Below are 12,291 nucleotides of genomic sequence, written 5' to 3'. Positions count from 1 at the left end.
GTAATCAGATCGGCCTGGCGGTGATTTCCACCGCGGTTTCTATCATCCGGCACCAGTTTTTGACCGTTGCCGCCTGGCGACGATCTTCACCCGGGCCGGAGCAGCGGTACGCCACGATAAATGAGGAAATCGCCATGCCGGTGGCTTTCAGCGCGTTTTTGTATTCCGCCATAACTTCGCGCCCGGCTTTCGGATGTTTGTAGAACGGATTGATCTGCGGGGGCGGTGACTGCTTAATATACTGATAGCCGCAGCCAGCCACCTGCCGAACCATTTTGGTGATGCCTAGATCCTTGATGACATCAACATCAAAAGCGATCTTCATGGTGATTTCTCTTGAAACGTGAGTACAGCGCTCAACACACTATTTGTTGTAGAACGCCGGGCGCGGCGGCAGGGCCACCGGCACAATCTTACCGCTGAGCTGTGCAGCCACGCAGGCATCGGCAGTCACGGCAGCGGCATAGCCGTCCCAGGCAGAAGGCCCGGTCAACTTGCTGGCCAGTACGTCATTGATAAAGCCTTGCAGCTCAATGTCATAGGCATCGATAAAACGATCTTTCCAGTCGGTCAGAATTTCAGTAGACAGCTTGGCCCCGCTGCGCATCTGCACTGAAGATGGCTCTGGCAGTTTGGCGATGCCGGTTTCACCCACCACTTCACACTGGATGTCATAGCCGTACTGGCAGTTAACGAAGATTTCGACATCGATGCGCGTACCCTTGGCGGTTTCAAACAGCACAATCTGCGGATCTTTCAGGTGCGGGAATGCCTTTGGGCTTCTGCGCGGGAACACCACCTGTACCGAGACATAGTCGTCATCCAGCAGCCAGCGCAGCACGTCGATCTCGTGGATCAGGGTGTCGGTGATCGCCATATCCGTGGTGTAAGCTTCACCAACGGTTGGGTTGCGGTGTGCGCAGTGCAGCATCAGCGGTGCGCCGATCTGCCCGCTGGTCAGTACCTGCTTCAGTGCCTCATAACCCTGATCGTAAGGGCGCATAAAGCCTACCTGCACCAGACGTTTGCCGTGTTTGGTTTCGGCCTCAACGATGTTTTTGCAGCCCTGAGCAGTGACCGCCAGCGGTTTCTCACAGAATACCGGCTTACCGGCGGCAATCGCTGCCAGCACAAACTCTTCGTGGCTCGGCCCCCAGGAGGTCACCAGCACCGCCTGCACGTCCGTTGCCTTGATCAGATCGTGGCTATCGTGATACACCTTGGCGTCTAGCTTCAGGTCGCTCACCGCCTTGGCAGCGTTATCACGGTTGATATCGTTGACCGCCACGATGCGGCTGCCCTGTAACACTTTGCTGCAGCGACGAATGTGATCCCGACCAATTGCACCTGTGCCAATAACCCCCATGTTCAGTGTCATTTTCGTTATCCTTTTCAAATATTTGTGCCAAACGCAAGGTCTGGGTAATCAAGCAATGTGTTAATCAGTAGTCGCGGGCCTTGTCGATGTTCTCTTGCAGCTTGCGAGCCACGGTGACAATTTTTTCGCTGTCGGCAACTTGGGCACCGCCCACGCGCCACCAACTGAGATATTTGTGCACCATGGTTTTGGGCAATACTTTGATGTCCAGCAGAGTAGAAACGCTTTGCAGGCGAGCATCGGCCAGTGCCTCGATCAGTTGCTGTTCGGTGGTCACACTGTAGGTTTTACAACCGTAAGCCGCCGCCAGCATGGCGAAATTGACCGGCACCAGCTTGCCGTCGAGTTTGCCGCCCTGCGGGTTGCGGAAGCGGAACTCGGTGGTGTAGCTGTCCATGCCGTGTTCCATCTGTAGGTTGTTGATGCAACCGTTGGTCATGTTGTCGAACAGCACCACGTTAATTTTGCAACCTTCCTGAATCGAGGTGATCAGTTCGGAATGCAGCATCATAAAGGCACCGTCGCCGACCATCGCATACACCTCGCGCTGCGGCTCGGCCAGCTTGACCCCCAGCGCGGCATTGACCTCGTAGCCCATGCAGGAATAGCCGTATTCCACGTGATAGCCGTGTTCGCCGTGGTTTTGCCACACACGTTGTAAATCTCCCGGCAGACTGCCAGCGGCGGCGACGATCACGCTGTCCTGTGGCAGGTGCTGGTTAAGCACCCCCAGCACCTGGCTTTGGGTTAGCAGCGAGTCCGTCTTTTCGATAAATTCGGCAAAGACGCTGTCGCGATCGAGGTGATCGTCAATTTCCGGTACAAAGCCTTCGCCGGTGTATTCCACCGCATAAACGCGGGCGGTTTCCTGCTGTTGTGCGCTACGCGCTTCGACAATGGCATTGCCCCAGCCGGTGCGATAATCAGCTTGTGCCAACAGTGCGCTCAATGCGGACAGCGCTTCGCGGGCATCAGCCAACACTTGCACGCCGTCGAGCTTGCCGGCGTCAAAGGCGCTGACGTTAATATTGAGGAAATCGACGTCCGGATTCTGGAACAACCATTTTGACGAGGTGGTGAAGTCGGTATAACGGGTGCCTACGCCAATCACCAGATCGGCCTGACGGGCCAGCGTATTCGCCGCAAGGCAACCGGTTTCACCGATGCCGCCCAGGTTGAATTCATGGCTGCTCGCTACCGTGCCTTTGCCCGCCTGAGTTTCGGTAAACGGAATATGAAAACGTTCGGCGAATTCACGCAACGCCAGGCCGGCCTGCGAATATTTCACCCCGCCGCCGCATACCAGCAGTGGGCGACGTTTAGCAGTCAACAGCGCCAGCGCATCCGCCAGCATGCCTGCTGTCGCTGGGCGGCGATCGAGCCGATGCACGCGCTTCTGAAAGAAATAATCTGGGTAGTCATAGGCTTCGCCTTGCACGTCTTGTGGTAAGCACAGCGTCACCGCGCCGGTTTCCGCCGGATCTGTCAGTACGCGCATCGCGTTGATGCAGGCGCTCATCAGCTGTTCCGGTCGCACTATGCGATCCCAATATTTGCTCACCGCGCGAAAAGCGTCGTTTGTGCTGATGCTGAGATCGTAGGACTGTTCAATCTGCTGCAACACTGGATCCGGCTGGCGTGAAGCGTAAACATCGCCAGGCAACAGTAATAAAGGAATGCGGTTGGCAGTGGCGGTCGCGGCGGCGGTGATCATGTTGGCGGCACCGGGGCCGACGGAAGAGGTACAGGCATAGATCTGCTGACGCAACTTCTGCTTGGCGAAGCCAGTCGCTGCGTGCGCCATGCCTTGCTCGTTACGCCCCTGATGCACCACCAGCTCACCGCAGTCCTGTTCTAGCGCCTGCCCCAGACCCAGTACGTTGCCGTGGCCGAAAATCGCAAAGATGCCTTTAATGAATTTGGTTTCTACGCCGTCGACCAACAGATACTGGTTGTCGAGGAACCTGGTGAGTGCCTGCGCCATGGTTAACCGGATCTTGCCCATTTACTCACCCTTTTAGATTAGTCTCGTCCGATCCGGCACCATCTGCATGCCGAACTTGAGAAACTGTGTGATACCTGTCGTCTTCAAGCTTGCAGGCCTACTTAAGCCGACAATGTGAAACGTGTTGCGATTATAAATAAATATATGTTTCATAAAATATATTATAAGATTAAAAATTTCATTTTGAGATAAAGATCGCATAATGATGAAAAACCATTTTCATTCATGCCTTTAGAAATAAATTAGCAATCCCTATACCCACTGATGCCCCTGCCCCTCAACGGCCGAACTTGCCGCAAACCATGGTACCGTCTGCTTATGACACAAGGTAGCTCCTTGCCGTTGACCGGTGTTTTCGCATTAGTCAGGACGCGGTTTTCAGTACCTTCAGCTAGCGTATTAGCAGTGTTTTATATGCATCACGTTTTGGTGTTTAAATTTCATAAATAATTGAAATTGAAATTTTCATTCCTCATACTCCAACAGATGCTTAGCAGTCGGGGTTTGGCTTAATACAGAAGGAAACGGGTATGGCTACACAAGGAAAACAGCTTGATGTCATTTGTCTCGGGCGTATCGCCGTCGATTTCTATGCACAACAGATCGGCGCGCGCCTGGAAGAGGCCAGCACATTCTCTAAATATATCGGCGGCTCTTCCGGCAATGTGGCCTACGGCACCGCCATCCAGGGTCTGAAGTCCAGTATGCTGGCCCGCGTCGGTGATGAACATATGGGCCGTTTCCTGCGCGAAGAACTGCAACGCGTCGGTGCCGATACCCACAGCCTGATCACCGATCCCCAGCACCTGACCGGCCTCGTGATCCTTGGCATTAAAGATCAGGAAACCTTCCCGCTGATTTTCTACCGTGAAAACTGTGCGGATATGGCGTTGACGCCAGACGATATCGATGAATCCTACATAGCGTCCTCACGTGCGTTAGCCATTACCGGCACCCATCTTTCACATCCGAATACCCGCGCTGCGGTATTGAAGGCGTTGGAATACGCCAGTCGCCACGGCTTGCGCACTGTGCTGGATATCGACTACCGGCCGGTACTGTGGGGCCTAACGTCGCTGGGTGATGGTGAAACCCGCTTTGTCGAGTCAGCAAAGGTGACCCGCGAACTGCAGGAAGTCCTGCATCACTTTGATTTGATCGTCGGCACCGAAGAAGAGTTTCATATTGCCGGCGGCAGCATCGACACCCTGAGCGCACTGACAAATGTGCGTAAAGCGACCCAGGCCACGCTGGTCTGTAAACGTGGAGTACAAGGCTGTTCGGTATTCGAAGCTGAGATCGCCGCCGACTGGCAGCAGGTAAAACTGCATGCCGGCGTGCGCGTTGAGGTGCTCAACGTGCTGGGTGCAGGCGATGCCTTTATGTCCGGCCTGCTGCGCGGCTATCTTAACGATGAAGGCTGGGATCAGGCCTGCCGCTATGCCAATGCCTGCGGCGCATTAGTCGTTTCGCGCCATGGCTGCGCTCCGGCAATGCCCAGCAAGCAGGAACTGGATGATTATCTGCAACGCGAACAGGAAGTGAAACGCCCGGACTGCGATGAGCGGCTTAACCATCTGCACCGGGTCACCACCCGTAAGCAGCAGTGGCCGGAACTGTGCGTGTTCGCCTTCGATCACCGCAAACAACTGGCGGATATGGCGCGAGAAGCCAACGTCAGCGAAGAACGCATCCCCGTACTGAAAACCCTGCTGCTGACAGCGGCGCAACAAGCCGCAGAGGCAGCAGGGCTGCGGGGCAACAGCGGCATTCTGGCCGATACCACCTATGGTCAGGCTGCGTTGAACGCGATCACCGGCCAGGGCTGGTGGATCGGTCGACCGGTCGAACTGCCTGGGTCGCGTCCACTGCGGCTGGAGCACGGCAATATCGGCTCGCAACTGATCGACTGGCCGCAGGAACATGTAGTGAAATGCCTGGTGTTTTACCATCCATATGACGTCGCCGAACTGCGCCGCGAACAGGATGAACTGATTAGCGAGGTGTATCGCGGTTGCTGCAAGTCCGGCCATGAACTGCTGCTGGAGGTTATCCTGCCGGAAAGTAACGCCGATAAAGACGAGGGTTACTATCTGGAGATATTGCAGCACTTTTATCTGTTGGGTATTAAGCCGGACTGGTGGAAATTGCCTCCGTTGAGCGCCGAGAACTGGCAGCAGGTCGGTGCTTTGATCGACGCTAACGATCCGTTCTGCCGTGGGGTGTTGATCCTGGGGCAGGATGCGTCGGAAGAAACGCTGAAAGCCAGTTTCGCAGCGGCTGCGGAGGCTCGCTGGGTGAAAGGTTTTGCGGTCGGCCGCACCATCTTTGGGCAGCTTTCACGCCGCTGGCTGCAGGGAGAGCTGGATGATGCTGCTTTAATCGAGCAGGTGAAACAAAAATACCTGACGCTGATTGGTTTCTGGCGTCAATACCGCCCTACGCCTCATCAGCATTGATTGCCGAATCCTCCCCTTAAATGGCTTTTCGCCGCTTTAAGGGGATTTTTTGTCTGTTTTCTGTGAAGTAACGCTACTTGCAATCTAATCAATCGCTTTTTGGTGAAATGAAATTTCCAATCCATCTGTTAGAATGACCTGTTAATAACTCAGGCGTTAGGTCGATACGCCTTAGCCCACACTGCGAGCCGAATGGATGAAAAACCCAACTCAACTTTCGCTGTTACAGGACGAGATCCGCCACCGCTATGAAACGCTGAGCAAGCGTTTGAAACAGGTGGCGCGTTACATGTTAGATAACAGTAATAGCATTGCTTTCGATACCATCGCCTCCATCGCCGTGCAGGCCAGCGTCCCACCCTCTACCCTGATCCGCTTCGCCAACGCCTTTGGTTTTAGCGGCTTCAACGAAATGAAACAGGTTTTTCGCCAGCACCTGATGGAAGAAACGGTCAACTACACCGAACGTGCGCGCCTGTTTCGTCGAACCTCTACCGACGGTCATGTCATACCGGAAAAGCCGGCGGAAATCCTTAACGTTTTCACTATGGTCAATTCCCAGGCGTTGCAACAATTGGTGATGCAAACCAGCTCCGAGCAGTTGGATCGGGCGGTTGAGCTGCTGAACAACGCCGAGAATATCTACGTGATTGGTTTGCGCCGTTCATTCAGCGTCGCTTCCTACCTCACCTATGCGTTGCGTCATCTGGAGCGCCGGGCGTTCCTGATTGACGGACTGGGCGGCATGTTTACCGAACAGCTCAGCATGGTGAAGCCGAATGACGTGGTGATCGCCATCAGCTATTCGCCGTATGCGCAGGAACTGGTGGAATGGGGTGCCAAGCGCGGTGCGCAGCAGATCGCCATTACCGACAGCCAGGTCAGTCCGCTGGCCGCCTTCAGCGACGTGTGCTTTGTGGTGCGTGAAGCCCAGGTGGATGGTTTCCGCTCCCAGGTCGCTGCCATGTGTCTGGCGCAGACCCTGGCGGTATCGTTAGCATTGAATAACGCCAAAGAAGAAGAATAAATCATCCCCTCCGCTTTGGCAGAGAGGAGGTATAGCGACGTGAAATCCTTCACTCCGACCCTCTCCCCCTGATAGAGTGACGCTCACCTAAGCAACGTCGGAAATATTTAACATCGCAATAATTATTGGGTCACTGGATAACTGTCGGTATTAATCCAGGCGTGGTCTTTTTCCCAGGTGAATTTCCATCGCCGTACTGGCCCGGCCATTACGTTGAGATAGTAGCTGTCGTAACCGGCCAATGTCGCCACCGGGTGGTAGCCGCGTGGCACCTTGACCACATCGCGGTTATACACCGACATGCACTCATCCAGTGAGCGATCGTCGGTATATACCCGCTGCATGCAAAAACCTTGCTCTGGCTGGATACGGTGATAGTAGGTCTCTTCCAGATAGGTTTCATTCGGCGAGTCTTCCTGGTCATGTTTGTGGCTGGGATACGAACTGGTATTGCCCTCATCCGTATACACCTCCACCACCAGCAGGCTGTTGGCCGGTTCGCTGTCCGGCAGAATATTGTGCACCAGACGCTGGTTACGCCCTTTGCCACGATATTCGACGCCAACCTCCGCCGGGGTGATCAAGCGTGACGGCAGGTGCCCATTTCCCGGTGCGCTGCAGACCGCCAATTCCAAGGCGCTTTCCGCGCGCACTTCAATCTTGTCGTGATGCGGCACGTATACCGCGTAAGGCGGTGTGCGCTCAAACGGACTCATGCGTTTGCCGATGCTTGGGTATTGCGCACGTAGGGTGGTGAGGGAAGCAATGCCAGCGACCAATACCAGGCACAGCTCTTTGTTGCCGCTTTCCAACGGCAGCGACTGGCCAGCCTTAAGGTGATAGACATCAAACCCAACAAAGCGCCAGTTGGCATTCTCTGGGGTGACGTGCTGGATGCGGCCTTGAGCATTTGGCTGCTGGCACTTGGCAAGCAATGAAGGCATAGTGATTCTCTTGTAAATTGGCTATTCGGTAAAAACGACAACAGCCGCTACTCCCATTGGAATCACGGCCCCTGCTGCCTGAAGGATCTTAACCCAACGTCGGCATGCTGTATTCAGACACCGTTTGTTGCCCGGTAGGCCAGCGGACGGTGGCGGTTTTCATGCGGGTGTAGAAACGCACACCGTCGGTACCATGGACGTTCAGCGCACCGAACACCGAGCGCTTCCAGCCGCCGAAGCTGTGGAATGCCATCGGTACCGGCACCGGCACGTTGACCCCCACCATACCGGCCTGCACTTCCTGCACGAACTGGCGCGCGTAGTGGCCGTTACGGGTAAAGATGGCGCTGCCATTGCCAAATTCATGGCTGTTCACCGTGTCGATGGCGGTCTGGTAGTCCGGCACGCGGACAATACCCAGCACTGGTCCGAAGATCTCTTCACGATAGATACGCATATTCGGTTTAACCTGGTCAAACAGGGTGCCGCCAACATAGTAACCATTGGGGTAGCCCGACACCTGATAATTGCGGCCGTCGACCACCAGCGTTGCGCCTTCTTCCACGCCCAGATTGATATAACCCAATACCTTTTTCTGGTGTGCTGAGGAGACCAACGGCCCCATTTCATTTTCTTCGCCGCCCTGCTGAATGCCCGGGCCAACGCGCAGTTGGGTGATCAACGGTTTCAGCCTGACGATCAGTTTATCGGCCGTGTCGTCACCGACCACCACCGCCACTGGTAGCGCCATACAACGTTCGCCGGCAGAGCCGAACGCACCGCCCATCAGGGCCTTTACCGTCGCGTCGAGATCGGCATCCGGCATGATGATGGCCTGATTTTTCGCCGCGCCGAAGGCCTGTACCCGCTTACCGTGGGCGCTGGCCGTCGTGTAGATATGCTCCGCCACGGCGGACGAGCCGACAAAGCTCACCGCCTGAATATGTGGGTCGGTACACAATTGCGCAGCATCTTCGTTAGCGCAGTGCACCACGTTGAATACGCCGTCAGGTAGGCCAGCCTCTTTGAGTAATTCTGCCATCCGTACCGCAGCCGAAGGTGCCAACGCTGGCGGCTTGAGCACGAAGGTGTTACCGCAGGCCAGTGCGATAGGGAACATCCACATCGGCACCATCGCCGGGAAGTTGAACGGGGTGATACCCGCAACCACGCCCAGAGGCTGCATTAGCGAGAAGCTGTCAACGCCGCTGCCGACGTCCGCCGAATACTCTCCCTTGATCAAATGCGGGATACCGCAGGCAAACTCGACCACTTCAATACCACGGGTCAATTCGCCCAGCGCATCGGAGTAAACCTTGCCGTGTTCACTGACGATCAGCGTCGCCAGTTCGTCACGATGCTGTTCCAGCAGTGCCTTAAAATTGAACATGATGCGCGCCCGGCGCAGCGGTGTGGTGCGCGACCAGTCGGCAAAAGCCTGGTGAGCCACGTCAATGGCCTGCTTCACCTCCGTGGCAGTGCTCTGCGTGACGCGGCGTTCAACCTGCCCGGTAGCCGGGTTATGCACATCGATGGTTTGATTGCTGCTGCTCAGGCACACCTGCCCACCAATAAAGTTACCCACGGTTTTCATGTCTCACCCTCTTTTAAGGCCGTTGTCGCCAGATCGCCTGCGGCACTGTCCGCAGGCGGTAGCGTTTTCATCACACCGCTTGTTGGAGAGCCCCACAAGCAGGCTCAATCCTGACCGAATGAAGCAAACTCTATTTCATTGAAAAAAATGTTTCAAATAAATTATTTTAGAAAATTTATTTTTATTGCGGGAGATCGCAGTTTTGCCACGCTTTTGCGCAACGCCATGACGTGTCGGGAAAAAGCCGCCATTCCACTCATCCACAGGCCAGCGGGAATTATCCCTGACTTTTATACAGAAATAGGCAGCCAATTTAGCAATACGACAAAGCCTGACGCAAAGGGATAGCTTGGCAATGCCTGTTGGTTGTTTACGGTTTTTTTGAACTGGATCTAAAAATAAATATTTTATTATTCACTAATTATGAAATAAATGCTCTCGTTTAGCGAAGATTCACTCGACTACCATCGCCTGGATGACAGGCACGGTTCACACCCTTCTGCCTCGCTCTTCCCTACAACCTGCTGCGTGGATGGAAGCCAGGATAAAAATCGGAGTAACATATGTCACATCAGCGTAAGCATAATACCGGGTATATACTACGAATTTGCGGCATTGCAGCGCTCGGCGGCATTCTATTCGGTTACGATACTGCCGTGATCTCCGGTGTGATCGATGCCCTTAAAACCTATTTTGACCTCAGCTCAATCTAAACTGGCTGGGCAGTTTCCAAGGTAGTGATCGGCTGTGTCGTTGGCGCTTTTGGTGCCGGGCCGCTGGCTGCGCGTTATGGCCGTAAAAAAGCCCTGATGCTGGCGGCGGTGCTGTTTACCATCTCGGCTGTCGGCGCGGCCCTGGCCAGCACCTTCACCTGGTTTGTGATTTACCGCATCATCGGGGGTTTGGCAGTGGATATCGTCGCCATCGTCTCACCGATGTACATGTCGGAAGTCTCACCAAAAGATATGCGTGGTCGTGTGCTCAGCATGCAGCAGTTCGCCATCGTGTTCGGCCAAATTGTGATCTTCTACGTTAACTTCAAAATCGCCAGCGAAGCCTGGCTGGTAGAAATGGGCTGGCGTTGGATGATGGGTTCGGAAGTGATCCCTAGCGTGCTGTTCCTGATGCTGGTGTTTATCATTCCAGAATCGCCGCGCTGGAGCGTAATGGTCGGTCGTGACGATCAGGCTTTGGCGATGTTGACCAAAGTATCCAACGCTGCCCATGCGCAGAGCGTGCGGCAGGAAATCAAAGACTCGTTGCACCAGAATCAGCAAAAACTGCACTACGGTGACGAGCGGGTGTACTTCATTCTGTTTATCGGCTGCATGATCGCCATGCTACAGTAGGTCACCGGTGTCAACGTGATGATGTACTACGCGCCAATGGTGCTGAAAACCGTCACCGAAAATGCCCTGGAAGCACTGTTCCAGACTGTCTGGATCGGTGTGCTGCAGTTGGTCGGATCGGTGATCGGTGCCATGCTGATGGATCGCATGGGCCGTATCCCGCTGATGCGTTTCGGCACTCTTGGTGCCATCGTTGGGCTGTTAATCACCTCTTATGCACTTTACACCCAGGCTACCGGCTACTTTGCCCTGTTCGGCATGCTGTTCTTTATAGTGTTTTACGCGTTGTCATGGGGAGTGGGCACCTGGGTACTGGTGTCAAAAATCTTCCCTAACCGCATGCGTGCGCAGGGCATGAGCATCGCAGTCGGCTGCATGTGGCTGGCCAACTTTGTCGTTTCGCAAACCTTCCCGATGATCAACGACAACCCCTATCTGTTCTCTAACTTCCATGGTGCCTTCCCGATGTGGGTATTTGCCGTCTGCTGCCTGTTCAGCTACTGGTTTATCAGCCGCTATATTCCTGAAACCAAAAGCATCTCGCTGGAAAAAATGGAAGATATAGTGATGGCCAAACGCTATCGCCAGCCGCAACTCGAAACACAACGAACGCCGCTGTAAGTCGGCCACTCTCAGGTTCTCTCACATCATTTAGGAGTAGGGCATCATGGCCATTGCGCCAGGCCGCTTTTGCATCAACTTTTCAGCCTGGTAAACAAGTGCAGGCTCAGTAAAGTTGAGCTACGCAACGATATGCCGAGCGGCAAGGTGACAGATAACCTAAGCAACGATCAATTAAATGCTGTGGCGGCCAAATACAGCATCGAAATCATCACCATTAACGCCCTCGGCAGGTTTAACCTGCTGGACGACCAGGCCGAGTTGCTGAAAAACGCTGAGGCGCTATTGTCGCAAGCTCAGGCGATCCATAGCCAGACGCTGATGCAGCGCGGGCGATCAGCGCAGTGAGGAGGAGTAGAAACCGACACGCTGGCGACCCTGAAGCTGCTGGCACCGCTGTTGAAGCAATACGGCGTGCAGGGCTACGTCGAATCGCTGGGGTTCGGTATCAGTTCACTGCGTTCATCGTTGCTGACGTAGTCTCTGATTCGCGATTCAGGCGCGCCGTACAAAATCGTGCTGGATACCTTCCACCATTATTTAAGTGATGTGGCACAGCCTGAATTTGATACGCAGATTCAGATCGATGGTATTGGCCTGGTGCGCCTTTCCGGGGTGGAAGATGCGCGGATCAAAAGCGCGCTAAGCGACGAAGAGCGCATCATGCTGAGTGACCAGGTTCGGCTGGAGAGCATAAAGCAGGTGCAGAATTTGGAGCGCCTGGGCAACACCGCCATTTACGCCTTTGAACCGTTCTCTTCGCAGTTGGATAGCTGGGCAGAAGCGGATATCGTACGTGAAATTCGCCAAAGTATCGCCCTGCTGCAAGGATGATGAACACAGCTAGTGCTAAAGTAGGAGGCAAACATGTTCGATTACAATGTGCCTAAATCAGTGTCCGGTTTTAGTTGACC

Annotated in this window: 7 protein-coding genes and 3 pseudogenes; 5 read left to right on the top strand and 5 right to left on the bottom strand. The window is 54.6% G+C overall.

The window, feature by feature from the left end:
• Positions 1-7: 7 nt before the first annotated feature.
• From SYMBAF_RS15170 to iolD, 3 genes and pseudogenes are all read right to left on the bottom strand, one after another.
• A pseudogene (locus SYMBAF_RS15170) lies at positions 8-325 on the bottom strand (sugar phosphate isomerase/epimerase); the annotation flags it as partial.
• Positions 326-364: 39 nt separating this feature from the next.
• The gene (gene iolG / locus SYMBAF_RS15165; RefSeq protein WP_040263753.1) at positions 365-1,378 is read right to left on the bottom strand and encodes a bifunctional inositol 2-dehydrogenase/D-chiro-inositol 1-dehydrogenase; all 1,014 of its coding nucleotides are present in this window, start codon (positions 1,376-1,378) and stop codon (positions 365-367) included.
• Positions 1,379-1,442: 64 nt separating this feature from the next.
• Positions 1,443-3,383, bottom strand: a complete 1,941-nt coding sequence (gene iolD / locus SYMBAF_RS15160; protein ID WP_040263751.1) for a 3D-(3,5/4)-trihydroxycyclohexane-1,2-dione acylhydrolase (decyclizing) — start codon at positions 3,381-3,383, stop codon at positions 1,443-1,445.
• Positions 3,384-3,913: 530 nt separating this feature from the next.
• On the opposite strand from iolD, the gene SYMBAF_RS15155 reads away from it, so the two are divergent.
• On the top strand, positions 3,914-5,842 hold the full coding sequence (locus tag SYMBAF_RS15155) for a bifunctional 5-dehydro-2-deoxygluconokinase/5-dehydro-2-deoxyphosphogluconate aldolase (RefSeq protein ID WP_040263749.1): 1,929 nt from the start codon (positions 3,914-3,916) through the stop codon (positions 5,840-5,842).
• A 196-nt stretch (positions 5,843-6,038) separates the two neighbouring features.
• Positions 6,039-6,869 carry a MurR/RpiR family transcriptional regulator gene (locus SYMBAF_RS15150; RefSeq protein WP_040263748.1) on the top strand — a complete coding sequence of 277 codons (831 nt, stop codon included), beginning with the start codon at positions 6,039-6,041 and terminating at the stop codon, positions 6,867-6,869.
• A gap of 122 nt (positions 6,870-6,991) precedes the next feature.
• Here SYMBAF_RS15150 and iolB read toward each other — a convergent pair whose 3' ends face one another.
• Positions 6,992-7,813, bottom strand: a complete 822-nt coding sequence (gene iolB, locus SYMBAF_RS15145) for a 5-deoxy-glucuronate isomerase (protein ID WP_040263746.1) — start codon at positions 7,811-7,813, stop codon at positions 6,992-6,994.
• A gap of 88 nt (positions 7,814-7,901) precedes the next feature.
• Positions 7,902-9,407: a CoA-acylating methylmalonate-semialdehyde dehydrogenase gene (locus SYMBAF_RS15140; protein ID WP_040263743.1), complete on the bottom strand. Its 1,506-nt coding sequence runs from the start codon at positions 9,405-9,407 to the stop codon at positions 7,902-7,904.
• 138 nt (positions 9,408-9,545) lie between these two features.
• Here SYMBAF_RS15140 and SYMBAF_RS15135 point away from each other — a divergent pair, with 138 nt between their 5' ends.
• From SYMBAF_RS15135 to SYMBAF_RS15125, 3 genes and pseudogenes are all read left to right on the top strand, one after another.
• Positions 9,546-9,755: a hypothetical protein gene (locus SYMBAF_RS15135; RefSeq protein WP_152609038.1), complete on the top strand. Its 210-nt coding sequence runs from the start codon at positions 9,546-9,548 to the stop codon at positions 9,753-9,755.
• Between the two features lie 215 nt (positions 9,756-9,970).
• Positions 9,971-11,377, top strand: a pseudogene (locus tag SYMBAF_RS15130) (sugar porter family MFS transporter).
• Positions 11,378-11,446: 69 nt separating this feature from the next.
• A pseudogene (locus SYMBAF_RS15125) lies at positions 11,447-12,211 on the top strand (TIM barrel protein).
• Positions 12,212-12,291 lie beyond the last annotated feature (80 nt).

This window comes from Serratia symbiotica, from assembly GCF_000821185.2.
GTDB classification, from domain to species: domain Bacteria; phylum Pseudomonadota; class Gammaproteobacteria; order Enterobacterales; family Enterobacteriaceae; genus Serratia; species Serratia symbiotica.
Note: the sequence above shows the minus strand (reverse complement) of the source record. Positions and strands in the feature narration are given on the sequence as shown.

Excerpts from the sequence above, each read along its gene's own strand:
- SYMBAF_RS15140 (WP_040263743.1), bottom strand. The coding sequence starts at position 9,407 with ATGAAAACCGTGGGTAACTTTATTGGTGGGCAGGTGTGCCTGAGCAGC.
- SYMBAF_RS15150 (WP_040263748.1), top strand. The coding sequence starts at position 6,039 with ATGAAAAACCCAACTCAACTTTCGCTGTTACAGGACGAGATCCGCCAC.
- iolD (WP_040263751.1), bottom strand. The coding sequence starts at position 3,383 with ATGGGCAAGATCCGGTTAACCATGGCGCAGGCACTCACCAGGTTCCTC.
- SYMBAF_RS15155 (WP_040263749.1), top strand. The coding sequence starts at position 3,914 with ATGGCTACACAAGGAAAACAGCTTGATGTCATTTGTCTCGGGCGTATC.
- iolB (WP_040263746.1), bottom strand. The coding sequence starts at position 7,813 with ATGCCTTCATTGCTTGCCAAGTGCCAGCAGCCAAATGCTCAAGGCCGC.
- iolG (WP_040263753.1), bottom strand. The coding sequence starts at position 1,378 with ATGACACTGAACATGGGGGTTATTGGCACAGGTGCAATTGGTCGGGAT.